Here is a 21760-nt window from a genome sequence, read left to right on the forward strand (position 1 = left end):
ATCCGGGGCACGTGGCCGCGGGCACGCGCAGCAGCGCCTGCCGTGGCACCCAGGAGACATCGATGAAAGCGAAATACACCGCGACCGTTGCAGGCGACGTGATACCGCGAAACGACGAACTCACGTTCGAAGCGCGGACCTATGCGAAAGTCGCCCGGCGGCTGATTCCATTCCTGATGCTGTGTTATCTCGGCGCGTATCTGGACCGCGTGAACGTCGGCTTCGCGAAGCTGCAGATGCTCAACGATCTGCAATTCAGCGAAACGGTGTACGGGATGGGCGCCGGCATCTTCTTTCTCGGCTACTTCCTGTTCGAGGTGCCGAGCAACGTCATTCTTCATCGCGTCGGCGCGCGCCGCTGGCTTGCGCGAATCATGCTGACGTGGGCCGTCATCTCCGCGAGCTTCGTGTTCGTCAGAACACCTACCGCGTTCTATGTGCTGCGGTTTCTGCTCGGCGTAGCCGAGGCCGGCTTTGCGCCCGGCGTGATCCTTTACCTGACCTACTGGTTCCCGGCGCAGCGTCGCGCCAAGGCGTTGTCGCTGTTCTTCATGGCGATTCCGCTCGCGGGCATCATCGGCGGACCGCTGTCCGGCGCGATCATGCATTCGCTGCACGGCGCGCTGTCGATGTCGGGCTGGAAATGGCTGTTCCTGCTCGAAGCGCTGCCGTCGCTCGTGCTCGGCATCGCGATTCTGCTGTATCTCGACGACGGCATCGCCAAAGCGAAGTGGTTGAACGATGCGGAGAAAACGCTGCTCGCACGCAACGTCGCGAACGATGCGCAACAGACGGTCACGCACGTGTCGATTCGCGACTTCATCGGTGACCGGCGCTTGTGGCTGATGGCCGCGATCTACTTCTGCGTGGTGCTGGGCCAGTATGGCCTGACGTTCTGGCTGCCCACGATCATCCGCAAGGCCGGCGTCGCCGATCCGTTGCTGGTCGGCCTGTTCACCGCGATTCCGTATCTGTGCGCGATCGTCGCGTTGCCGCTGATCGGCATGAGCGCGGATCGTCGCCGCGAGCGCCGCTTTCACCTGGCGATTCCGATGCTGGTCGCCGCCGCCGGCTTCGCGACGTTGCCGCTGCTTGGCAGCGTGGGTGCGTCGATCGTGTGTCTGAGCGTTGCGTCGGCAGGCATTCTCGCTTCGTCGTCGCAGTTCTGGTCGCTGCCGACCGCGCTGCTCGGCGGCATGTCCGCGGCGGCCGGTATCGCCGCGGTGAACTGCTTCGCGAATCTGGCGGGCTTCTTCTCTCCGGCGATCGTCGGCTGGCTCAACGATCTGACCGGCAAGTCCACCGCCGGGCTGATCTTCATTTCCGCCGCGGTAACGCTGGGCGCCTTGCTGGTCTTTCTGGTGCCCGCGCGATCCGTGAACCGATGAACCCCTTTCTCGACCTGCTACAGGAGTTACCGATGGACACTGAGACCATCACCGAGTCGGTCACGCTCGCCGAGCGTGCGTACCGCATCCGCCGCAACGCGTTGCTGATGGGCGAAGTACAGGGCCAGGGCTATATCGGCCAGGCGCTCGACATCGCCGACGTGCTGGCCGTCGCCTACTTCGGCGCGATGCGTTACCGCGCCGAAGACCCCGAATGGGAAGGCCGCGACCGCTTCCTGCTGTCGAATGGCCACTACGCGATTGCTTTATACGCGGCGCTGTTCGAAGCCGGCATCCTGCCCGCCGATGAACTCGAAACCTACGGCAGCGACGACAGCCGTCTGCCGATGTCCGGCATGGCGAGCTACACGCCCGGCATGGAGATGTCGGGCGGCTCGCTCGGCCAGGGGCTGACGATCGCCGTCGGCCGCTGCCTCGGATTGAAGCGCAAAGCGTCGGACTCCTTCGTCTACACGCTGTTCTCCGACGGCGAACTCGACGAAGGCGCGGTCTGGGAAGGCCTGATGTCGGCCGCGCACTGGAAGCTCGACAACCTGATCGCGATCGTCGACGTAAACAACCAGCAGGCCGATGGTCCATCAACGCAGATCATGGCGTTCGAGCCACTCGTCGACAAGCTCGAAGCATTCGGCTGGTACACGCAGCGCCTGGACGGCAACGACATCGACGCGGTGAAGCGCGCCTTCGACAACGCGCGTCATCACGACAAGCCGCAACCGCGCATCATCGTCTGCGATACGAAGATGGGCTGTGGCGTGCCGTTCCTCGAAGCGCGCGAGAAGAATCACTTCATCCGCGTCGATGCACACGAATGGCAACTCGCGCTCGAAGCGCTCGAAGCCGGGAGACAAGCATGAGTACCGTTGCAAATAAGCCGCGCCTTAAAACCTCGGCGATGATCGCGTCGATTGCCGCCGAAGGACAGGTCACGCGTTCGGCGCCGTTCGGTCACGCGCTGGTCGAACTGGCGCGCACCAAGGCGAGCGTGATCGGCATGACGGCCGATCTCGGCAAGTACACCGACCTGCATATCTTCGCGAAGGAATTTCCGGACCGCTACTACCAGATGGGCATGGCCGAGCAACTGCTGATGGGCGCGGCCGCCGGCTTCGCGCACGAAGGCGCGCAGCCGTTCGTCACGACCTACGCGGTGTTCGGAACGCGCCGCGCGTACGACTTCATTCATCAAACGATCGCCGAAGACAATCTCGACGTGAAGATCGTCTGCGCGTTGCCGGGCCTGACGACCGGCTACGGCCCGAGTCACCAGGCGGCCGAAGATCTCGCGCTGATGCGCGCGATGCCGAACATGACGGTGATCGATCCGTGCGACGCGCTCGATATCCAGCAGATGGTGCCGGCCATTGCCGCACACGAAGGGCCGGTCTATGCACGCCTGTTGCGCGGCAACGTGCCCGCCGTGCTCGACGAATACGACTATCGCTTCGAATTGGGCAAGGCGAAGCTGCTGCGCGACGGCAACGACGTGCTGCTGATCTCGTCGGGGATCATGACGATGCGCTCGCTCGAAGTCGCGAAGGCACTCGAGGCAGATAACGTCGGTGTGGCGGTGCTGCACGTGCCGACCATCAAGCCGCTCGACACCGTGACGATCCTGCGCGAAGCGAAGCGCACGGGCCGCATGGTGATCGTCGCGGAGAACCATACGGTGATCGGCGGACTCGGCGAAGCCGTGGCGCGCACGCTGCTCAGCGCTGGAGTTGCGCCGCCGTTCCGGCAAATCGCGCTGCCCGACGCGTTCCTCGCCGCTGGTGCGCTGCCGACGCTGCACGATCTGTATGGCATCTCCACTAACGCGATGACTGCGACGATCAAAACGTGGCTCGATTGACGTCGCACGTTGTCATGACACCGCGCGGGCCTCATCGGCTTTACACCCCGATGGTCCGCGTCGTCTTCAGCGCGATCCATGTCATGCCTTCGCGCAGCCCTTCGAGTACCGCTTCTCTTTCCACGGCGAACACCTGCGATTGCTGAAAGGTGCGTTCGAAGTCACCTTCGGGCGACACATGTTTGACATGGATCGTCGCCTGAAACCCGCCTTGTTGCGCTTCCTCCGTGTGGACACTGACGGACCAGGTCCCTTGCTGCGCGTTTGCTGATATGGCCATTGGATGCTCCTCGGGTTGTGGCGAGCGGCTGCCACCGTCAGCGTAGGTCCGTGCAACGCCTGTCTCGTTGATCCAGGTCAAGTGTCAACGCGAACCGTGAGTCACGCTCGACGCCGATCGATCGCCCGATGCCTTCAGCTTCGCTTCAGATTCACGCTAGCGCGTGAAAACCCTGCCGGGAAAACGCGCAACGACCCGTGCATGTCAGATGCTAAGGCGCCATGCACCGCGCTCGCATCGATTTCAGGCCCTCGCGCCGAAGTTTCGCGGTAAGCTTTTGCGACGTACCCGCGTCACGAGTTCGTGCCGGTGCGGCAACGCTGCCCTCATGATCGACGAACGCCGGGGTTCATCATGTGGTACGCCTTTATCGACGCACAACAACGCCTCGCTCGCGCGATGGTCAGGAGAGTTCTAACCGATTCGGGGTCGATGCCGAGCGCGCAAACGGGCTGGCCCAGCCCGAATCATGCGGCCGACGCGTTCAGCCACTGGCTGCTGAGATCGACCTGCGCTTTCGAGCGAACGCCGCCATTCGCGATCCACTCGGTTGCCGTCGACGGTCGCCGCGTGAGCGTCGACGAAAACGTCGTCGCCTCGTTGCCACTCGGCGCGCTGCTCAGATTCAAGCGCAACCTGCCTACACCACCTACTGACACCAAACCGCCAGTGCTATTGTGCGCGCCACTCGCCGGACATCACTCGGTGATGCTGCGCGAGACCGTCGAGACGCTGCTCGAAGAACGTGACGTATTCGTGACCGATTGGACCGATGCGCGCGACGTTCCGCTCGAAGCGGGCCCGCTATCGCTCGACGACTACGTGCAGGCGCTCGATAGCTTCATCGGCACCGCCCGCGCGTTCGGGTCGCCGGTTCATGTGGTCGCAATCTGTCAGGCGAGCGTGCCCGCGCTCGGCGCCGCGGCGCTGCTCGCAGTGGACGAGGCCGCCCCGCTTGCGAGCATCTCGCTGCTGGGCGGCCCGATCGATACCCGTTTGAACCCAACCGTCACGGACCGCTTCGCGAGTTCGCATACGCTCGAGTGGTTCCACGATCATGCGATCGATATCGTTCCACCGCCCTATCGCGGCGCGGGACGTCTCGTGTATCCGGGATTCATCCAGCAGGCCGCGATTTTTGCCGCGCATCCGGAGCGGCAGTTGCGGCTGGAAGCGGACTACTGGTCCCGCTGGCTCGCCGGCGACATCCCCGGTGCGCAGCGGGCGCTGCGCTCGGCCAACGAATATGCGGCGGTCCTCGATATGACGGAGTGCTACTTCCTCGACATGCTTCGCGTGGTGTTTCACGAACATCTGTTGCCGCGTGATTTATGGTCGGTCGCCGGGCGCCGGGTGCGGATCGCCGCGCTGCGCGATACTCCGCTGTGCACGATCGAGGGCGACAGCGACGAGATCACCGGCGCGGGGCAAACACATTGCGCGCATGCGCTGTGCGATACATCGCCGATGCGGACGGCGCGGCAAATCACCATCGAGCAGTGCAATCACTATGACCTGTTCATCGGTCCGCGTTGGCGCGATGCGGTTTATCCGGGCCTCTGCGAATTCTGGCGCGATGTCGAACACGCCGCGTCGGAGGTTTGCCAGCCGCGCCGCGAGGCCAGGGGTTCGGCGGACCGCAGACCGGCGTGAGGTGGCCGCGACAACGCCGGCAGTCCGCGCGTCACGTCACGACGCCAGTTTGCTCAGTTCCCGCGCTCCATGCCGATCGCGGCTTCCAGGGCCAGTTCCGCCACATCGAACGCGCGGCGGATCGCCGCTTTGGCGTCGTCGTCAGCGCAGTGCGCGATGGGCTTGAGTTCGCGCGCGGGCGTGACGAGATCGAGCCGCACGTCATACAGCGGACGCGCCGATCCCGGGCGCAATGCCTCGATGGCGAGATGGCAGTGCGACACGAGCGCGCCAAACCGCGCGAGACGCACCAGTTGCGCACCTGCTTCCGCTTCGAGCGGTGCGGCACCCGCGAAACCAAGGTAGACGATCTGCATATCAATGCCCATCTTCGCCTCCCGTCGCAAGTGTCGAACGGACCTGTTCCACGCAAATGCAAGTCCAGGCGCTCGCTATGGGCTTATCTTGTTCCTGTCGGAGTGGCGGTCATTGACGTGGGTCAAGCGCGGTGAAGGCAGTGTGGCAATCAGCTAGTGATAGTCACGTGACTGCCATACCGGACCGGACTAACATGGACTTAGCCCACTAGGAGCAGTTATGCAGACAGTCAATATCCACGAAGCAAAGAGCCAGTTTTCGCGCCTCGTCGATGCCGCGGCCAGCGGTGAGGAGATCGTGATCGCAAAGGCCGGCAAGCCGGCAGCGCGGCTCGTACCGATGGAATATGCCAAGCCCGTTCGGCGGTTTGGTGGACTGAAGGGGAAGGTTCGCATTGCGGACGACTTTGACGCACCCTTGCCCGATGACGTTATCGCGGCATTCGAAGGGCGTTGATGCGACTCCTTCTCGATACGCACGTTTTCCTCTGGGCAGTCACGGACGATCGCAAGCTGACCAAAGCTGCCCGTAAGCTGATACTCGATGCAAGCGAGGTCTTCGTCAGCAGCGCGAGTATCTGGGAGGCCTCGATCAAAGCCGGTCTTGGAAAGCTCGAGGTGGACGTCAATCTCCTCGTTTCTGAGATCGAAGCGAGCGGCTTTCTGGAATTGCCCGTGCGGGCAGTGCATGCCGCTCTGGTTCGAGATTTGCCCGATATTTACAAGGATCCATTTGATCGGCTTCTGGTCGCACAAGCTCTTTCGGAGCCGTTGCGCTTGCTGAGTTCAGACGGCCACCTGTCGAAATACACAGACCTGGTTATCGCCGTCTAGGACACTCAATGCATATGCATCCCCCCATTGATCGCAATATCGGCACCGGTGATAAAAGCCGCTTCGTCGGAGCATAGAAACGCGATCAACGCCGCCACCTCGTCCGGACGTCCGAGCCGGCCGACCGGGATCTGCGGCAGGATCTTCGTGTCGAGAATCTCGCGCGGCACCGCTTCGACCATCGCGGTCGCGAGGTAACCGGGCGACACGGTGTTCACCGTAACGCCGTGCTTCGCGGTTTCGAGCGCAAGCGCCTTGGTAAAGCCGTGCACGCCCGCTTTGGCCGATGAATAGTTGGTTTGCCCGTAGGCGCCGCGCGAGCCGTTGACCGACCCCACGTTGACGATACGGCCGTGGCGCCGCTCGAGCATGCCGGGCAACAGCGGCTTGGTCATGTTGAACAGGCCATCGAGATCGGTGCGCAGCACGGCGTCCCAGTGCTCCTTGCTCATTTTCGCGAAGCTCGTGTCTTGCGTGATGCCGGCGTTGTTGATCAGCACGTCGACCGCGCCTAGTTCTGTCAGCACGCGTTGCGCGCAGCGCGCGCAGGAATCGAAGTCGGCGATGTCGGCTTCATATGCGTGAAAGTCGCGCCCCGTGTCGCGCTCGTGCTGCAGCCAGGTCGGCACGTGATCGTTGTGCGTCGAGTGCGTCACCGCGACCGTCATACCCGCGTCATGAAGCGCCCGGCTGACCGCCGCGCCCAAACCGCCCATCCCGCCTGTGACCAATGCCACGCGATCCGTTCCCATCTGAACTCCTCCTTGCCGTGTCTGCCATTGACGGTGCGCACGCCGGCTTTGCCGGCCCGCGCGGCTAAACGACGCCCGCGAACGGCAGCGCGTTCTGCGAGCTCCACCACCACGCGCTCAAGCCGCCCGCGAGCGGCGCGACGCCCGGCGCGATGCCGTACGCCGCCTGCCACCACGCAGACCACGCAGCGCAAGCGCGGTTCGCCGCGTCGAACCACTCCGCCTCGCGCTGTACGGCGAAGGCGATCGATTTGCTCCAGTCGGCGAAACTCCGCGCCGCGTACTCGCGCGCCGCGCCCTGCGCGGTCTGATACGCCGACGCGTAATCGAACCAGCCTTCGGGCTGTCCGGATGCCGTCGAGGTCCATGGTGAAGCGAAGCGTCCGAGCGGCGCGTCGGATTCGGATGCCATCATCGCTGCCCTCCAGAGGACAGCATAGGATTGCCAGGCGCGGTTGCAAACCGTCGAGCGCGTCTGCCACCGTATCGAGCTCGCGACGGCCCGCGCTTGATCTGCATCAACAGGCTCGCCCGCCGGGCCCATAGACTCCATTTGACGACGGGCGCGAGCCCGCTTGCGCCCGTTTCCCACGTTCTGTCACGGAGCTTTGGCGATGAGCTACAAAAGCATTCTCGTTCACCTCGATACGAGCGTTCGTGCACATCCGCGTCTCGAGATCGCATTGCAGCTCGCACACCGCTTTCATGCGACGCTGACCGGCCTGTTTTCGACGTACGTGCCGCCGCGGCACGCGTTCTTCGTGATGGCCGGCACCGCCGACTACTATGCGGAGCACGAGCGCCTGCGCCACGAGCGTGCCAGCGCGCTGGAGCGGCTGTTTCGCGCGGAACTCGCGCGCGCGAACGTCGACGGCCAGTGGATCGCCGCGAACGGCTATGCGAACGACGTCGTGCCGCCCTATGCGCGGGTCGCCGATCTGATCGTGCTCGGCCAGCCCGACCCGACCGACCCGGACGCGTTCGTCGCCGAACAGTTCGTCGAGCACATCGTGCTGTCGGCCGGGCGGCCGGTGTTGCTGGTGCCGTCGAGCGGCACCTTCGCGGCGCCCGGCCGCCACGCGCTGATCGCGTGGGACGGCAGCCGCGAAGCGACCCGCGCGATCCACGACGCGCTGCCGTTCCTCGCGCACGCGGCCAAAGTGACGCTGCTGACGGTTCATTCGTCGGCCGATCGTCCGCCGCAGGGCACGGCTGCCGGCGACGACATCGCACTCACCGTCGCGCGTCACGGCGTGAGGATCGACGTGCGCGAGCTGAGCGTCGCGGACCGCGCGCCGGTCGGCGACGCGCTGCTGTCGCAGGCGGCCGACCTCGGCTGCGACCTGATCGTGATGGGCGCCTACGCGCATTCGCGTCTGCACGAAGTCGTGCTGGGCGGCGCGACGCGCACGATGCTCGAATCGATGAGCGTGCCGGTGCTGTTGTCGCACTGAAGTGCGCGCTTAAGGAGCCCGCCATGTTTCACCGCCTACTCGTCGCGCTCGACGGCAGCGCCACGGCCTCGCGCGCGTTCGACGCCGCGCTGACCCTCGCCGCCGAATCGGGCGCCGAGCTGATGCCGCTGTACGTGATCGACGCACCCATCATCGCTTACGACGCGCCCGGCTTCGACCCTTCCACGATCGAGGACGCGTTCATCGAGGAAGGCAAGCGGATCGCGGCCGACGCGCAGAGCCGGATGAGCGCACGCGGGGTCAAGGGCACGGCCCGCACCGTCGAAGCCGCGACCACCGGCGAAGACGTCGCGCATCGCATCGTCGAGACGGCGCGCGAATGGCACGCCGATGCGATCGTGATGGGCACGCACGGCCGCCGCGGGTTTCAACGGCTGATGCTCGGCAGCGTCGCCGAGCGCGTGCTGCGCCGCGCCTGTTGCCCGGTGCTGATGATTCCCGCGCAGGCGAGCGGCGCGACGCGCGTCCAGCCAGCCCCGGACAGCGCCGACAGCGGCTCCGCCTGAGCGAACTCGCCTGAGCCGCTAGAAACTGGCTCTGCGCGGCGCTTCAGGGCCGAGGGTAGGCTTGTTCGTCATGCCGCACGATCAGCACCGGTATGTCGGTCGACCGCACGAGCGACTCTGCGACGCTGCCGAGCAGAAAGCGCTGCACGCCACGGCGGCCATGCGTGCCCATCACGATCAGATCGGCCTGGATTTCGTCGGCGACGCGCGCGAGCACCGCCGACACGTTTTCGGCGTAAGCGTCGATCACCCGCACGCCGCCCGGCACCTGCGCCTCGCGCAACAGCTCGCGCGGGCCATCGAGCGCGCGGCTGGCGAAATCTTGCGCCGCGCCCGCCGGTTCCGGCTCGAAAGCCACGTCGGCATTGTCCGACCACTTGCCGTGCCCCACCACGCAGCAGGCTTCGAGCGTGGCGCCCGTCAGCTTCGCGAGCTTCAGCGCCTCGGCGAAGGCGCGCTGCGCGCTGGGACTGTCGTCGAGTGCAACCAGAATTCGTGCATACATGTCGGACTCCCTCTGAAAGCGCTGGCATGACCCGAAGTGGTGCCCTCGCGCGTTTGCACCGACAGTGTGAAGCGCGCCCCGCCACTCGGCTTGACGCTGGTCAACGGGCCGCCGCTCGGCGCTGCCGCTGCTGGACGACATCGCCAGCAACCCACTAGGAATAATCCTACAACCACTACCTGGACTCCTAGCACCGCTTAAAGCGCTGCCGATATGTTTCCAAGATTAGGTCGCCAATACTGGTTGGTATGGACACCGCCCCGTCAGCCACCTTATCGAGAGTCTTCCTCGTCGACGATGCGGTCGAGGTCCGGCGCCGGCTTGCTTGCCTGATCGCGCTGATTCCCGGCATCGAAATCGCCGGCGAGTCGGCGGGCGTCGAGCACGCGTTCGACGACATCGTCGCGAGTCGCGCCGATGTCGCGGTGCTGGACCCGTGCTTCTCGGGCAAGACCGACCTCCTGCTGCTCGCTGCGCTAGCGCGGGTGCGGCCGTCCATCGTCAGCATCGTGCTGACCAATCATGACGCGACGGCGTTTCGCCGCGCGTGCGAAGCGGCGGGCGCCGACTTCTTCTTCGACAAGACCTCGGAGTTCGAGCTCGCCTGCCGCGCCATCGAAGCGATTGCCTATGCGCGTCGTGCGCACCGGGTCTGACCGCCAGGAGCCGATCATGCAAGTTGCCGCAGTCCGTGAACCCCGCCACGACGCGCCTCGCACCTCGCACGTCGTACCGATCCACGTCGCGCCCAGCACCGCGGCGGCACGCCACGCCGTCACGGGCTGCTCCACCTGCGCGATGCGCGCGATCTGCATGCCGCCCGAGCTGACACCGGACGAACTGAGCCGGCTCGATGCGTTGATCTGCGCGACGCGCTCGATCAAACGCGGCGACGCGCTGTATCGCGCGGGCGACGAGTTTCAAAGCATCTACGCGATACGCGCCGGCTCATTCAAAACCGTGGTCATGCATCGCGACGGTCGCGAGCACGTGACTGGCTTCCAGATTGCCGGCGACTCGCTTGGCCTCGACGGCATCGGCGAGGGCAAGCAGAATTGCGATGCGATTGCGCTCGAAGATAGCGTCGTGTGCATCATTCCGTTCGCGCAGCTCGAGGCGATCTGTCGCGAGATCAAACCGATGCAGCATCACATCTATCAGATGATGAGCGGCGAGATCGTGCGCGAATCGAGCCAGATGATGCTGCTCGGCACGATGACCGCCGAACAGCGCGTCGCGACGTTTTTGCTGAATCTGTCGAAGCGCTTCAAGGCGCGCGGCTTTTCCGCGGCGGAGTTTCATCTGCGCATGACGCGCGAGGAAATCGGCTGCTTTCTGGGCATGAAACTCGAAACGGTGAGCCGGATGTTCTCGAAGTTCCAGCGCGAGCACCTCGTCAAGGCGAACGGCAAAACGATCCGCATCGAAGATCCGGAACGACTGGCTCGGGTTTGAGCACCGGCGCGACGCTCGACCCACGTTCGTTCGCGGGACATGCCGGGTGGAACAGGCGCTCCTGAACTGATATAACTCAGTGCGTTGCGGTATGCGACCTTGCGTGGCCGCCTGGAGGAGCGATGGGTCTATCGAGCGGCGAGTCTTCCTGCTTCACCAGTGCTGCGTCCGGGTCGGACGTGTCCGTCGAGGATCGCTATTTCATGTTGGTCGAGGCGGTGCAGGACTACGCTATCTTCATGCTGGACCCCGCCGGCCGCGTCACCAGCTGGAATCCCGGCGCACAGCGCATCAAGGGCTACACGCCCGAAGAAATCATCGGCCAGCATTTCTCGAAGTTCTATACCCCGGAAGACATCGCGGCCGGCAAGCCCGCGCGCGAACTGGAAACCGCCGCAGCCGTAGGCCGCGCCGAGGACGAAGGATGGCGTGTGCGTCGCGACGGCTCGCGTTTCTGGGCTAATGCGGTCGTTTCCGCCGTGCACGATGCGTCGGGCGCGCTGCTCGGCTTCGCCAAGGTCACGCGCGATCTGACCGAGCGCATGCGTCTCGCGGAACTCGAACGCGCGAGCCAGGTATCCACGCACGCGCACATCGCCCGTGAAAACGAGCAGAAACGGATTGCGCGCGAACTGCACGACGATCTCGGCCAACGGCTGACGGCGCTAAAAATGAGCGTCGCGCTGCTCGAAGCGAAGCTGAACAAGCAAGCCGACACTGAGCCGCTTGCGGCGCAAACGCGTGAGCTGCAACAGCAGATCGACTGGATGGCCGCTTCGCTGCGGCGCATCGCCGCCGATCTGCGCCCCCCGCTGCTCGACGACCTCGGACTCGCCGCCGCGCTCGACTGGCTGGCCGAAGACTTCACGAAACGCTACAACGTGCGCTCCAGCGTGCATCTCGAACCCGCCGAGCCGGTATGCGGCGAATTCGCGGCGACGGCGCTGTTTCGCATCGTTCAGGAGGCGTTGACGAACGTCGCGCGGCACGCCAAGGCGAGGCGCGTACGCATCGACATGACCTGCGCGGGCCCGATCGTATCGCTCGATATCGACGATGACGGCGTTGGTGTCGCGCTGGATCATGCGCAGGGAACAACTTCATTCGGGCTGCTTGGCATTCGCGAACGTGTGCGGCAGTTGCGCGGCAACGTGTCGTTCATCAGCTCGCCGGGCCATGGTTTCAGGATCTCGATCCAGATACCAGCCGACGCGCTCGTGTAGTGCTCCACGCCGCCGCGCCCCGCTACCGCGGATTACTCCTCTGGCGCTTCCTCGCTGATTTGCTCGCGCATCAGCAACACCGGACAGGTCGAGAAACGCAGCACCCGCTCCGCCACGCTGCCGATCACGAGGCGCCGCACGCCGCGTCGCCCATGCGTGCCCAGCACGAGCAGATCGGCGTGGACCTGCTCGCCGTGGCGCAGCACGATCGTGGCGACATCGTCGGACAGGCTCTCCGACTCGATCATCGCGGGCCGGCAGCGCACATCGGCGGCGGCGCAGGCCTGCTCGGCCTCCTCGAGCACCGAGTGGCCGTCCTGGCGCAATGCTTCGACTAGCGCGAGCGGGTCGTAATAGCCGGCATAGGAAAAGATCGGCGTCTTGTCGACTACATAAACCGGATGCACGACGGCCTTCGTCAACGCGGCGAGAGTCACCGCTTCTTTCAGCGCGCGTTTCGAGAAGCTACTGCCGTCCAGCGCGACGAGGATATGTTGGTACATGCCGATTCTCCACTGAGGTTGGATTTGTCAACGCGCGTGGCGCGCCCCTGCTGCAGATAAAAGGGCCCGCCCGCACTGCCCGGATGCGGCGTGCCTCGCGTATGCCGCGGCGGTGAGCCGCGTGCTGGTCGCGGTCGACGAGACGAAAGCGCGCATCCGCGGCGACGAACTGCCGGGCGACATGCGGGCGAGCGCCAGTCCGGTGCCGCCCGCGGACGCGATCATCACGCGGTGGAAGGTGTTGCGCTCGGCAGCAGTGTTCATCGGCTTTCCTCGGATCGTCGCGTCGCGCCTCCGACCGAGACGGGGCGCCCAACGGTGCCCGCTTACATAATGAACGCCGGCGCGGCGGGCGGCTTGATCTGCATCAAGCGACCATGGCTCGCGAACAAATCATGAGTGGACCGCGAGCACGGCCGCGCCGGTCAGCTTGCCGTGGCGCAGATCGTCGAGCGCGCGGTTCGCGTCGCGCAACGGGTAGGTGGTCGTCTCGATCGCGAGCCGGGTCTCCGCGGCGCTGCGCATGAACGCAAGCCCATCGTCGCGGGTCAGATTGGCGACCGACACGACGCGCCGCTCGCCCCACAGAAACGCGTACGGGAACGACGGAATGTCGCTCATATGAATCCCGCCGCACACCACCACGCCGCCCTTCGCGACCGCCTGCAGCGCCAGCGGCACCAGTGCGCCGACCGGCGCGAACAGCAGTGCGGCGTCGAGTTCGCTGGGCGGCGCCTCGTCGCTGCCGCCCGCCCATGTCGCGCCGAGGCGCAGCGCGAGTTGCTGGGCCGCGTGGTCGCCCGGACGCGTGAACGCATAGACGGTGCGCTGCCGGTGACGCGCGACCTGCGCGACGAGATGCGCGGCCGCGCCGAAACCGTAGATGCCGATCCGTTCGGCGTCGCCCGCCATGCTCAACGTGCGATAGCCGATCAGACCCGCGCACAGCAGCGGCGCGGCCTCGATATCGCTGTAGTGCGGCGGCAGATGGAAGCAGTAGCGGCTATCGGCGACCGTGCGCTCGGCATAGCCGCCGTCGATCGTGTAGCCGGTGAAGCCGGCGTCTTCACAGAGATTTTCGCGGGCGGACAGACAGTAGCGGCAGTGACCGCAGGTGCGCCCGACCCACGGCACGCCGACCCGTTCGCCCACGTTGAAACCGCTGACGCCCGCGCCCAACTCGGCCACCACGCCGACGATTTCGTGGCCTGGAATCACCGGCCGCTTCGGATGCTCAAGCTCGCGATCGACCAGATGCAGGTCCGTGCGGCATACGCCGCAGGCATGAACGTCGATCAGAATCTCGCCGGCGCCGGGCCGCGGGTCCGGCACTTCCCGCTCGGTCAGCGTCGCCGAGCTGCCGTCGAACACCATCGCTCGCATCGGGTTTCTCCTTCAGACGCTTCGGTGGCGGCACGCTGACGTCATGCAGATCGTGAGCTGCGCGCCGCTCTCATCAGATCAGCATAGGCGTGCCATTGTGTCGCGCGATCGGTCGCCGCCCTAAACCGTTTGATCGAGGTCAATAAGGGCCGTTTCGCCGCCCGTACACTGATCTTATTCCTGATAGGGGGCCCGTGCCGTGATTGCGGGAATCCGAGCTTATCTGCTCGTGGGCGCGCACACGCTCGTGCGATAGGTACTTAGCCAATACGAACCAGCCATTTATATTGCGGAGACTTGTCATGCGCTTGACCGTTCATCTCGACACGTTCGATCGTGTCAACCCGATGGCCTTCGCCATTCTCTGGCTCGACAAGGACACGCGGCAATGGTCGCGCGAAGGTCATTTCGGGCTCGAGTTGCCCGAATGGGGCGCTTTGCATGTGGATTGCGGCGATACGCTCGTGTGCGCGCCGCATAGCACGGTGCCGGTCTGCGTGCTCGAGGGGCTCGATCTGAATCAGCTCGACGGGCCGTTCGAAGGCGAGGTCGGCCGCGTGCAATGGTGCGCGGAACGCGGCCGCAGCCTGATGTGCGGCCACTGGCGCGTGCAATGCATCGACGTGGAACGGACGGAACCGGAAAACAGCGTATTCGCAAGCGATGAAAACGCGTGACTCGGAGCCACACTACATCGCGATCACTTTGCCGGGGTTCAGGATATTGTGCGGATCGAGGGCAAGCTTGATCGCCTTCATCGCGGCGAGTTCGGCCGGCGAGCGCGACATGCCAAGCACGCTCAGCTTTTCCTCGCCGATCCCGTGCTCGGCCGATACCGAGCCGCCCATTTCCCCCGTGAGTTCATAGACGACGCGCTTGACCTCGTCGATGTCCTCGTCGGTCCAGCCCGGTTCCTGCGCCACCACGTGCAGATTGCCGTCGCCGAGATGCCCGTAGACGAGGATCGTCGCTTGCGGCCAGCGCGCGCGCAGCCGCTCGTCGCAACGCTGCGCCGCATCGCCCGCCTGCGCGACCGCGAAGCTGATGTCGAACGAGATGCGTCCGGGGATCAGGCGCGGATATTCGGCCGGCGCGTCGCGAATCGCCCAGAACGCCGCGGCGTCGGCGTCCGATTGCGCGATCGCGGCGTCGGAGATCACGCCGGCGTCGAGCATGTCGGCGAGAAAGTCCTCGAACGCCGCCGCCTGCCGCTCCGGGTCCGCGCCGCAAGTCTCGAGCAATACGTAGTAAGCGTGATCGCTGCCGAGCGGCACGCGCAGTTCGGGCAGGCGTTCCCGCACGAAGTCGCAATAGCTGGGCCACATGACCTCGAACGCGGACACGCCGGCCGGCAGCCGCTCCTGCGCGCGGCCGAGCAGCGCGGTCACCGCCTCGTAATCCGGCATGCCGCACCATGCGGTCGAGATTGCGCGCGGTTTGGCGCGCAGCCGCAGCACCGCGCGCGTGATCACCCCGAGCGTGCCTTCGCTGCCGGTCAGCAGGTTGCGCAGGTCGTAGCCGGTATTGTTCTTGATCATCTTGCGCTCGCCGCCGATCACGCTGCCGTCGGCGAGCACCGCTTCGACGTCGAGCACCTGGTCGCGCATCATCCCGTAGCGGATCACGCGGTTGCCGCCCGCATTGGTCGCGATGTTGCCGCCGATCGTGCAACTGCCGCGCGCGCCAAGGTCGAGCGCGAACATGAAGCCGGCGTGATCGGCCGCTTCCTGCACCGCCTGCAGCGGCGTGCCCGCGAACACGGTGATCGTCGCGCTGACCGGATCGATGTCGATGACGCCGGTCATCCGCTCGACGCTCAGCGCAACCTCGCCGCCGAGCACGCATGCGCCGCCCGCGTGCCCGGTCATACCGCCTTGCGTGACGACCGGCTGGCGGAATTGATGACAGATCCTGAGCGCGGTGGCGACCTCTTCGGTCGTGCGCGGTCGGATCAGCGCGATCGGATCGGTCGATGGCGTGCCGCTCCAGTCGGCGAACTGCCGCCCGCCAAATTCGGCCGGCAGACTCACGATGTCCGCGCCGAGCGTTTCGCGCAGCGCGGCGACGGCTTCGTTACCGCGGGTCGCGGCGTTCGGTTCTTGCTGCATCAGATATCTCCAGTTCGTCAGGCGGACAGAGCCGCTGCGCGCGCCTGCACCGTATGGGTCTGCGTTTGCGATTGCACGCGCGACAGCGGCGCCTGCTGCCCTGGCCAACGCAGATAACTACGGTCGAGCCCGGCGATATCGCAGCAACCGAGCAAGCCGAGCGCCCGGTCGATCTCGGTCTGCAGAATCTCGATAGCCCGCTCGGCGCCCGGCTGACCGCCCGCGCTCAGACCATAGGTGGTCGCGCGTCCGAGCAATACCGCATCGGCGCCCAGCGCGACCGCCTTCAGGATCTCGGAGCCGCGGCGAAATCCGCCGTCGAGCATCACGCACAGCTTACCCCCAACCTGCTCGACGACTTCGGGCAGCACGTCCATCGCCGATACCGCGCTGTCGAGCTGCCGCCCACCGTGGTTCGACAGCACGATGCCGTCGACGCCGGCCTCCAGCGCCTTCAGCGCATCCGGCGCACCCAGCACGCCTTTGACGATCAGCCGACGCGGCCACAGATCGCGCAGCCAGCGGATATCGTCCCACGACAACGACGGGTCGAGTTCCCGGCCCAGTGTGATCGTCGCGCCCTTCACGCTGTCCTGCCCCGGCGGCAGCAGGTCGCCGAGATTGGCGAAGCGCGGCATGCCGTTCGGCCACAGCACGTTGGCCATCCAGCCCGGATGGCGCAGCACGTCGAACTTGTTGCGCCAGTCGAGTTTCAGCGGCTCGATGTAGTTGCGCAGGTCCCATTCGCGTTTGCCGAACACCGCGCTGTCGGTCGTGACGACCAGCGCCTCGATGCCCGCGGCCTTCGCGCGCTGCGCCAGTTTCGCGAGAGATTCGCGCGTGCGGTACATATAGACCTGCATCCACACGCGACCGCCCGCGCGCCGCACGACGTCCTCCAGCGAGACCGTCGACACGTTGCTCAGCACGAACGGAATGCCGGCCGCTGCCGCCGCGCTGGCCAGCTTGACGTCGCCTTCGCGAAACATCAGGCCGCTATAGCCGGTCGGGCCGATCATGAACGGCGACGCGCTGCGCTCGCCGAACAGCGTCACGCTCTGATTGCGCTTTTCGACGTTCACCAGCGTGCGCGGCAGAAAAGCGATTTCGCGGAACACGTCGCGGTTGCGCCGCAGTGTCGCTTCGTCTTCAGCGCCGCCCTCCACATACTCGAAACAGAAATTCGGCAGACGCTTGCGGGCCATCGCGCGCAGATCATCGATGCTGTGCGCGCGCTTCACGTCGCGGCCTGAATAAAGGCGGCGTTCCAATTGCATCCTCCAGTGCGTGATTGACTCGTCTATTTGATTGTTGGTTGTGTCGCTGCGCGGCCGTTCAGGTCACCACGCCGACCTGCCACGGCACGAACTCGCTCTGCCCATAGCCGTGCAGCTCGCTCTTGGTGCGCGTACCGGAAGCGCAGTCGAGCATCATGCGGAAGATCGCTTCGCCGAGTTCGTCGATGCTCGCGCTGCCGTCGATCACGCCGCCGCAATTGATATCGATGTCGTCCTGCTGGCGCTCCCACAACGCGGTGTTGGTCGCCAGCTTCAACGACGGCGACGGCGCACAGCCGTAAGCGGAGCCGCGCCCGGTCGTAAAGCAGATCAGGTTCGCGCCCGAGGCGACCTGTCCCGTCGCGGACACCGGGTCGTAGCCGGGCGAATCCATGAACACGAAGCCCTTCGCGGCGATCGGCTGCGCGTATTCGTAGACGTCGACCAGATTCGTCGTGCCGCCCTTCGCGACCGCGCCGAGCGATTTTTCGAGGATCGTCGTCAGACCGCCCACCTTGTTGCCCGCCGATGGATTGTTGTCCATCGCGCCGCCATTGCGCGCGCAATAGTCCTGCCACCATGCGATGCGCGCGAGCAGTTTGTCGCCGACCGCGGCGCTCACCGCGCGGCGCGTCAGCAGATGCTCGGCGCCGTAGATTTCCGGCGTTTCCGACAGAATCGCGGTGCCGCCGTGCCGCACGAGCCGATCGACCGCGGCGCCGAGCGCCGGATTCGCGGAGATGCCCGAGTAGCCGTCCGAGCCGCCGCATTGCAGACCGACGCATAGATGCGCAGCCGGTACCGGCACGCGCTGCACGCGGTTCGCGTCGGCGAGCATCTCGCGCACCATCGCGATACCGCGTTCGATCGTCTTGCGCGTGCCGCCGCTGTCCTGGATCGTGAAGCTGCGCAGCTTCGTCGAGCTGGCGTCGAGGCCGCCCGCCGCGAGCACACCGTCGATCTGATTCGTCTCGCAGCCCAGCCCGACGAACAGCACCGACGCGAAGTTCGGATGCACCGCATAACCGGCGAGCGTACGACGCAGGATCGCAATGCCCTCGCCTTGCATGTCGATGCCGCAGCCGAGCCCGTGCGTCAAGGCGATCACACCGTCGACGTTCGGATAGTCGGCGAGCGCGTCGGGACGCACGTCGCGCCGGAAATGATCGGCAATCGCGCGCGCAACCGTCGCCGAGCAGTTCACACTGGTCAGAATGCCGATGTAATTGCGCGTCGCGATGCGGCCGTCGTCGCGACGAATCCCCATGAAATGCGCGGGTTCATCGACGTAGACGGTCGGCTGCGCATCGGCGCCGAACGCGTGCTCGCGCGCGAACTCGGACATGCCGAGATTGTGCGTATGAACATGCTGGCCGCGCGCGATCGCTTCACGCGCTACGCCGATGATCTGGTTGTAGCGCTTGACCGGTTCGCCCTTGGCGATGTCGCGCGTCGCGATCTTGTGTCCCGGTGGAATCAGCCCGGCGACGACCAGTTGTTCCGCGTCGATGCGCGTGCCCGGCAACAACTGCCGGGTCGCGATGATGACGTCGTCGGCGGGATGCAGGCGAATGATCGGGCACGCGCCGCTAGCTTGAGTCGACATGAAAAGCCTCGAAGACAGGGTTATCCGTAAGCGTTCAAACAGAATACGTCAGATCGTGGAGCCAACGCCCTTGGGCAGATCGCGGCTGTCCGATTCCAGCGACAGCGGCTCGATGCGTCCCACGATGAAAAGATAGCTGAACGCGCCAAGAAAGCAGAAGCCGCCCGCGACGACGAGCGGAATCGTGAACGAGCCCTTCGACATCGCAACCATCACGCCGGTGAACGTCGTGATCACGATCCCCGCCAGATTCGATGCGAAGTTCTGAATGCCGCCGATCGACGCGACATGACCCGGCGTCGGCGCGACGTCGCCTGGCAGCGACCAGATGCTCGCCGCGGCGAACGCGAGGCTGCCATAGGCGATGCCGAAGAACGCGAGCATCAGATACGTGTTCTCCGTGAACGCCGACAGCGTAATCACCGACGACAACAGCATGCCGCCGACCATGCAGGTCTTGCGCGCGGCCGTCAAGCTCCAGCCGCGCCGGAACAGCGCATCGGACACGAAGCCGCCGAGCCAGCCGCCCGGAATCGCGATCAACGCCGGAATCATTCCGAGCGTGCCGAGCGATTTCAGCGAGAAGCCACGGGTCTCCACGAGGTAGCTCGGAAACCACGTAATGAAGAAATAGATCACGAAGTTCAGGCAGAAGAAGCCGAGCATCATGCCCCACAGCGTGCGGTGGCGAAACAGCGACGCCCATGTCACCTTCTCTGCCTTCACCTGAGCCGCGGGAGTCGCCTCGAGTGCGATGGCCATCTCGTCTTGCACAGGATTGCGATAGATCACGAACCAGCCGACGATCCAGACCGCGCCGAGCAAGCCGGTGAGAACAAAAGCCGCCTTCCAGCCGAGCGTGCTGATGATCAGCGCAACCACGGGAATCGACAGCGCGGAGCCGACCCGCGAGCCGCTATCGAAGATGCTCGTCGCGAGCGCACGTTCCTTGGGCTGGAACCACTGGCTCACCAGCTTCGTGCAGGACGGATACGCGCCCGCCTCGCCGACGCCGAGCAACAGGCGGCAGCCGAACATCCCCGCGACGCTGGTCGTGACCGCGGTGGCCGCGGTAAACACCGACCACCAGCCGACTGCGAGCGGCAGCGCGATGCGCGCGCCGACGCGATCGACGAACCAGCCGAACGGCATCTGCATGAACGCGTAGGTCCAGAAGAAGCCGCTCAGGATGAAGCCCATCTCGGCGGGGCCGATGCCGAGCGCCTTTTCGATTTGCGGCGCGGCGACCGCGAGATTCGCACGATCGATGTAGTTCACCGCGATCGCGAGAAAGCACAGAAAAATCACTACCCAACGCATCTTCTTCATGAAACCGTCTCCTCCTGGCCAGGCTAAGCCTATGTTTAGATGAACCTTGCGACCTCGTGAGCCGCTGGTGTACTGCGGGGTCGACGACCCGATTTACTGCGGATTTGCGGCCCGCGCCTTTAGCCGCGTTGCACGCACGCGGCAAGCGCCGCGTTCAGACGCGGTTGCTCGACACGCACGCCGAGCTCGCGGGCGAGTTCGATCACCGGCTTGAAGCGCCGCTCTTTCTTTTGCTCGTGATTGCGCGCGATGTCGGCGAGGCGATGATCGAGAAAGGGGTTTTCGAATCGCTCGCGCACGTCGTCGAGATAGGCGCGCGCGTCGCTGCCCTGACCGAGCGCATCGAAGACCGGCAGTACCTCGTCGCGCCATAGCGATTCGAGATCGGCGCGCAACAGCGGATCGCGCATCGCGTGCAGCACGTTCTCGTCGGAATCGCGCGCGTCGGCCTGCCAGCGCTCGGCGAGCCACGTATGCCCGAGATTCAGCAGCAGCAGCTTCAGGCGTTCGTAGTGCAACAGATCGTCGGTGACGATCATCGCTTCGTGCTCGCACGGCAGCACCATGCCGGCACGCCGCTCGATCGCCCACAACGCGTAGGGTTCGGCAACCGCGCCGACCGGCCGGATCGGCTCGGACACGATGCGGTCCACCAGCGAATTGACCCAGATGCAGGTGTGCTCGATGTAGCGCAGGAACTCGGTCCCGCCGCCCCAGCCGCGCGCGATATCGGCGACGAGGCCACGCAGCGTGTCGCCGTTGCCCGATACGAGTTCGCATGGCAGCAGCGTCAGCGGCGCGGCGCCGGCTTTGAAGCGCGCGTGCAGCAGCACTACGAGCTTCGCCGCGAATCCGCGCGGCACGCTCTTGTCGTTGCGCAATAGCTCGGCGGTGTCGTCGGCGAAACACTCGTAGCCTCGGTCGCCGGTGTTCGAGATCACCACGCGCGCGTCGCGCGCCAAGCGCTCCACCACCGTCGGCCAATCGGTATTCGCGTTCAATGCCTCGCTGATCGCATGACATTGCGTGGTCGTATCGATCACCGCTTCGCGGCGCAGACCGCGAATGCGCACCTCGTACTGCCGGTGCGCGCGCAGCGCGTCGATGCGCGCGAGGCTCTCGGGGTTGGCCGTCGTCTGCACGACGCTCACGTGCCCCAGCGCGCGGCCCGAGTCGAGCGCCGCCGATACGAACAGATCCGCGTGCGCCTGCAGAAAGCGACTCGTGCCGAATTGAAGAATCGGGTTGCCCATC

General features: G+C 65.3%; 25 protein-coding genes. 12 read left to right on the forward strand and 13 right to left on the reverse strand.

The features are described 5' to 3' along the window. Window positions 1-62: 62 nt before the first annotated feature. The 3 genes from G5S42_RS35695 to G5S42_RS35705 are packed head-to-tail and all read left to right on the forward strand — an operon-like array spanning window position 63 to window position 3261. Window positions 63-1388 carry an MFS transporter gene (locus G5S42_RS35695; RefSeq protein ID WP_176111436.1) on the forward strand — a complete coding sequence of 442 codons (1326 nt, stop codon included), beginning with the start codon at window positions 63-65 and terminating at the stop codon, window positions 1386-1388. A 32-nt stretch (window positions 1389-1420) separates the two neighbouring features. Next, window positions 1421-2266 carry a transketolase gene (locus tag G5S42_RS35700; RefSeq protein ID WP_176111437.1) on the forward strand — a complete coding sequence of 282 codons (846 nt, stop codon included), beginning with the start codon at window positions 1421-1423 and terminating at the stop codon, window positions 2264-2266. Continuing rightward, window positions 2263-3261 carry a transketolase family protein gene (locus tag G5S42_RS35705; RefSeq protein ID WP_176111438.1) on the forward strand — a complete coding sequence of 333 codons (999 nt, stop codon included), beginning with the start codon at window positions 2263-2265 and terminating at the stop codon, window positions 3259-3261. The genes G5S42_RS35700 and G5S42_RS35705 overlap by 4 nt, the downstream gene beginning before the upstream one ends. A gap of 40 nt (window positions 3262-3301) precedes the next feature. Here the strand turns inward: G5S42_RS35705 and G5S42_RS35710 are convergent, their stop codons facing one another. Beyond that, on the reverse strand, window positions 3302-3541 hold the full coding sequence (locus G5S42_RS35710) for a hypothetical protein (RefSeq protein ID WP_176111986.1): 240 nt from the start codon (window positions 3539-3541) through the stop codon (window positions 3302-3304). Between the two features lie 354 nt (window positions 3542-3895). Here G5S42_RS35710 and phaZ point away from each other — a divergent pair, with 354 nt between their 5' ends. Beyond that, the gene (gene phaZ / locus G5S42_RS35715; RefSeq protein ID WP_176111439.1) at window positions 3896-5194 is read left to right on the forward strand and encodes a polyhydroxyalkanoate depolymerase; all 1299 of its coding nucleotides are present in this window, start codon (window positions 3896-3898) and stop codon (window positions 5192-5194) included. Window positions 5195-5247: 53 nt separating this feature from the next. Here phaZ and G5S42_RS35720 read toward each other — a convergent pair whose 3' ends face one another. Continuing rightward, window positions 5248-5562, reverse strand: coding sequence for a hypothetical protein (locus G5S42_RS35720; RefSeq protein WP_176111440.1), 315 nt, complete (start codon window positions 5560-5562; stop codon window positions 5248-5250). Window positions 5563-5770: 208 nt separating this feature from the next. Between G5S42_RS35720 and G5S42_RS35725 the strand changes: the two genes are divergently transcribed. Together G5S42_RS35725 and G5S42_RS35730 are read left to right on the forward strand one after the other, a co-directional pair. After that, on the forward strand, window positions 5771-6007 hold the full coding sequence (locus G5S42_RS35725; protein WP_176111441.1) for a type II toxin-antitoxin system Phd/YefM family antitoxin: 237 nt from the start codon (window positions 5771-5773) through the stop codon (window positions 6005-6007). Beyond that, window positions 6007-6384, forward strand: a complete 378-nt coding sequence (locus G5S42_RS35730; protein WP_176111442.1) for a type II toxin-antitoxin system VapC family toxin — start codon at window positions 6007-6009, stop codon at window positions 6382-6384. Before G5S42_RS35725 ends, G5S42_RS35730 begins: the two co-directional genes overlap by 1 nt. A gap of 5 nt (window positions 6385-6389) precedes the next feature. Here G5S42_RS35730 and phbB read toward each other — a convergent pair whose 3' ends face one another. Then, on the reverse strand, window positions 6390-7136 hold the full coding sequence (gene phbB, locus G5S42_RS35735) for an acetoacetyl-CoA reductase (protein WP_176111443.1): 747 nt from the start codon (window positions 7134-7136) through the stop codon (window positions 6390-6392). Window positions 7137-7200: 64 nt separating this feature from the next. Continuing rightward, complete coding sequence (locus G5S42_RS35740; protein ID WP_176111444.1) at window positions 7201-7551, reverse strand: polyketide synthase; 351 nt, start codon at window positions 7549-7551, stop codon at window positions 7201-7203. Window positions 7552-7750: 199 nt separating this feature from the next. Here G5S42_RS35740 and G5S42_RS35745 point away from each other — a divergent pair, with 199 nt between their 5' ends. Both G5S42_RS35745 and G5S42_RS35750 read left to right on the forward strand, forming a co-directional pair. Further along, window positions 7751-8590, forward strand: a complete 840-nt coding sequence (locus G5S42_RS35745) for a universal stress protein (RefSeq protein WP_176111445.1) — start codon at window positions 7751-7753, stop codon at window positions 8588-8590. A gap of 23 nt (window positions 8591-8613) precedes the next feature. Continuing rightward, window positions 8614-9117: a universal stress protein gene (locus G5S42_RS35750; protein ID WP_176111446.1), complete on the forward strand. Its 504-nt coding sequence runs from the start codon at window positions 8614-8616 to the stop codon at window positions 9115-9117. 43 nt (window positions 9118-9160) lie between these two features. Here the strand turns inward: G5S42_RS35750 and G5S42_RS35755 are convergent, their stop codons facing one another. Then, window positions 9161-9622, reverse strand: a complete 462-nt coding sequence (locus G5S42_RS35755) for a universal stress protein (RefSeq protein ID WP_176111447.1) — start codon at window positions 9620-9622, stop codon at window positions 9161-9163. 248 nt (window positions 9623-9870) lie between these two features. Here G5S42_RS35755 and G5S42_RS35760 point away from each other — a divergent pair, with 248 nt between their 5' ends. The 3 genes from G5S42_RS35760 to G5S42_RS35770 all read left to right on the forward strand — a co-directional run bounded on the left by G5S42_RS35760 (window position 9871) and on the right by G5S42_RS35770 (window position 12300). Beyond that, complete coding sequence (locus G5S42_RS35760; protein WP_176111448.1) at window positions 9871-10278, forward strand: response regulator; 408 nt, start codon at window positions 9871-9873, stop codon at window positions 10276-10278. Window positions 10279-10294: 16 nt separating this feature from the next. After that, window positions 10295-11077: a fumarate/nitrate reduction transcriptional regulator Fnr gene (gene fnr / locus G5S42_RS35765; protein ID WP_246392305.1), complete on the forward strand. Its 783-nt coding sequence runs from the start codon at window positions 10295-10297 to the stop codon at window positions 11075-11077. Window positions 11078-11199: 122 nt separating this feature from the next. After that, on the forward strand, window positions 11200-12300 hold the full coding sequence (locus G5S42_RS35770) for a PAS domain-containing sensor histidine kinase (protein ID WP_176111450.1): 1101 nt from the start codon (window positions 11200-11202) through the stop codon (window positions 12298-12300). A gap of 32 nt (window positions 12301-12332) precedes the next feature. Here G5S42_RS35770 and G5S42_RS35775 read toward each other — a convergent pair whose 3' ends face one another. From G5S42_RS35775 to G5S42_RS35785, 3 genes are all read right to left on the reverse strand, one after another. Continuing rightward, on the reverse strand, window positions 12333-12803 hold the full coding sequence (locus G5S42_RS35775) for a universal stress protein (protein WP_176111451.1): 471 nt from the start codon (window positions 12801-12803) through the stop codon (window positions 12333-12335). A gap of 27 nt (window positions 12804-12830) precedes the next feature. Then, window positions 12831-13067, reverse strand: coding sequence for a hypothetical protein (locus G5S42_RS44615; RefSeq protein ID WP_246392307.1), 237 nt, complete (start codon window positions 13065-13067; stop codon window positions 12831-12833). Between the two features lie 129 nt (window positions 13068-13196). Next, a complete protein-coding gene (locus tag G5S42_RS35785; protein ID WP_176111452.1) occupies window positions 13197-14186 on the reverse strand; it encodes a zinc-dependent alcohol dehydrogenase family protein in 990 nt (329 codons plus the stop codon). A 302-nt stretch (window positions 14187-14488) separates the two neighbouring features. Here G5S42_RS35785 and G5S42_RS35790 point away from each other — a divergent pair, with 302 nt between their 5' ends. Next, window positions 14489-14863: a DUF3564 domain-containing protein gene (locus G5S42_RS35790; RefSeq protein ID WP_176111453.1), complete on the forward strand. Its 375-nt coding sequence runs from the start codon at window positions 14489-14491 to the stop codon at window positions 14861-14863. A gap of 12 nt (window positions 14864-14875) precedes the next feature. On the opposite strand, the gene G5S42_RS35795 is transcribed toward G5S42_RS35790, so the two are convergent. The 5 genes from G5S42_RS35795 to G5S42_RS35815 all read right to left on the reverse strand — a co-directional run bounded on the left by G5S42_RS35795 (window position 14876) and on the right by G5S42_RS35815 (window position 21759). Then, window positions 14876-16294, reverse strand: coding sequence for an FAD-binding oxidoreductase (locus G5S42_RS35795; protein WP_176111454.1), 1419 nt, complete (start codon window positions 16292-16294; stop codon window positions 14876-14878). Between the two features lie 17 nt (window positions 16295-16311). After that, on the reverse strand, window positions 16312-17565 hold the full coding sequence (locus tag G5S42_RS35800; protein ID WP_176111455.1) for an alpha-hydroxy acid oxidase: 1254 nt from the start codon (window positions 17563-17565) through the stop codon (window positions 16312-16314). A 64-nt stretch (window positions 17566-17629) separates the two neighbouring features. Continuing rightward, complete coding sequence (locus tag G5S42_RS35805; protein ID WP_176111456.1) at window positions 17630-19177, reverse strand: D-arabinonate dehydratase; 1548 nt, start codon at window positions 19175-19177, stop codon at window positions 17630-17632. Between the two features lie 48 nt (window positions 19178-19225). Then, on the reverse strand, window positions 19226-20506 hold the full coding sequence (locus G5S42_RS35810) for an MFS transporter (protein WP_176111457.1): 1281 nt from the start codon (window positions 20504-20506) through the stop codon (window positions 19226-19228). 119 nt (window positions 20507-20625) lie between these two features. Further along, window positions 20626-21759, reverse strand: a complete 1134-nt coding sequence (locus tag G5S42_RS35815; protein ID WP_176111458.1) for a mannitol dehydrogenase family protein — start codon at window positions 21757-21759, stop codon at window positions 20626-20628. Between the last annotated feature and the right edge of the window lies 1 nt (window position 21760).

The sequence above is a fragment of the Paraburkholderia youngii genome (genome assembly GCF_013366925.1).
GTDB classification, from domain to species: domain Bacteria; phylum Pseudomonadota; class Gammaproteobacteria; order Burkholderiales; family Burkholderiaceae; genus Paraburkholderia; species Paraburkholderia youngii.

What these genes read in the sequence shown, in the direction of transcription:
- G5S42_RS35695 (WP_176111436.1), top strand. Translation starts at nt 63, where the DNA reads ATGAAAGCGAAATACACCGCGACCGTTGCAGGCGACGTGATACCGCGA.
- G5S42_RS35700 (WP_176111437.1), top strand. Translation starts at nt 1,421, where the DNA reads ATGGACACTGAGACCATCACCGAGTCGGTCACGCTCGCCGAGCGTGCG.
- G5S42_RS35705 (WP_176111438.1), top strand. Translation starts at nt 2,263, where the DNA reads ATGAGTACCGTTGCAAATAAGCCGCGCCTTAAAACCTCGGCGATGATC.
- G5S42_RS35710 (WP_176111986.1), bottom strand. Translation starts at nt 3,541, where the DNA reads ATGGCCATATCAGCAAACGCGCAGCAAGGGACCTGGTCCGTCAGTGTC.
- phaZ (WP_176111439.1), top strand. Translation starts at nt 3,896, where the DNA reads ATGTGGTACGCCTTTATCGACGCACAACAACGCCTCGCTCGCGCGATG.
- G5S42_RS35720 (WP_176111440.1), bottom strand. Translation starts at nt 5,562, where the DNA reads ATGGGCATTGATATGCAGATCGTCTACCTTGGTTTCGCGGGTGCCGCA.
- G5S42_RS35725 (WP_176111441.1), top strand. Translation starts at nt 5,771, where the DNA reads ATGCAGACAGTCAATATCCACGAAGCAAAGAGCCAGTTTTCGCGCCTC.
- G5S42_RS35730 (WP_176111442.1), top strand. Translation starts at nt 6,007, where the DNA reads ATGCGACTCCTTCTCGATACGCACGTTTTCCTCTGGGCAGTCACGGAC.
- phbB (WP_176111443.1), bottom strand. Translation starts at nt 7,136, where the DNA reads ATGGGAACGGATCGCGTGGCATTGGTCACAGGCGGGATGGGCGGTTTG.
- G5S42_RS35740 (WP_176111444.1), bottom strand. Translation starts at nt 7,551, where the DNA reads ATGATGGCATCCGAATCCGACGCGCCGCTCGGACGCTTCGCTTCACCA.
- G5S42_RS35745 (WP_176111445.1), top strand. Translation starts at nt 7,751, where the DNA reads ATGAGCTACAAAAGCATTCTCGTTCACCTCGATACGAGCGTTCGTGCA.
- G5S42_RS35750 (WP_176111446.1), top strand. Translation starts at nt 8,614, where the DNA reads ATGTTTCACCGCCTACTCGTCGCGCTCGACGGCAGCGCCACGGCCTCG.
- G5S42_RS35755 (WP_176111447.1), bottom strand. Translation starts at nt 9,622, where the DNA reads ATGTATGCACGAATTCTGGTTGCACTCGACGACAGTCCCAGCGCGCAG.
- G5S42_RS35760 (WP_176111448.1), top strand. Translation starts at nt 9,871, where the DNA reads ATGGACACCGCCCCGTCAGCCACCTTATCGAGAGTCTTCCTCGTCGAC.
- fnr (WP_246392305.1), top strand. Translation starts at nt 10,295, where the DNA reads ATGCAAGTTGCCGCAGTCCGTGAACCCCGCCACGACGCGCCTCGCACC.
- G5S42_RS35770 (WP_176111450.1), top strand. Translation starts at nt 11,200, where the DNA reads ATGGGTCTATCGAGCGGCGAGTCTTCCTGCTTCACCAGTGCTGCGTCC.
- G5S42_RS35775 (WP_176111451.1), bottom strand. Translation starts at nt 12,803, where the DNA reads ATGTACCAACATATCCTCGTCGCGCTGGACGGCAGTAGCTTCTCGAAA.
- G5S42_RS44615 (WP_246392307.1), bottom strand. Translation starts at nt 13,067, where the DNA reads ATGAACACTGCTGCCGAGCGCAACACCTTCCACCGCGTGATGATCGCG.
- G5S42_RS35785 (WP_176111452.1), bottom strand. Translation starts at nt 14,186, where the DNA reads ATGCGAGCGATGGTGTTCGACGGCAGCTCGGCGACGCTGACCGAGCGG.
- G5S42_RS35790 (WP_176111453.1), top strand. Translation starts at nt 14,489, where the DNA reads ATGCGCTTGACCGTTCATCTCGACACGTTCGATCGTGTCAACCCGATG.
- G5S42_RS35795 (WP_176111454.1), bottom strand. Translation starts at nt 16,294, where the DNA reads ATGCAGCAAGAACCGAACGCCGCGACCCGCGGTAACGAAGCCGTCGCC.
- G5S42_RS35805 (WP_176111456.1), bottom strand. Translation starts at nt 19,177, where the DNA reads ATGTCGACTCAAGCTAGCGGCGCGTGCCCGATCATTCGCCTGCATCCC.
- G5S42_RS35810 (WP_176111457.1), bottom strand. Translation starts at nt 20,506, where the DNA reads ATGAAGAAGATGCGTTGGGTAGTGATTTTTCTGTGCTTTCTCGCGATC.
- G5S42_RS35815 (WP_176111458.1), bottom strand. Translation starts at nt 21,759, where the DNA reads ATGGGCAACCCGATTCTTCAATTCGGCACGAGTCGCTTTCTGCAGGCG.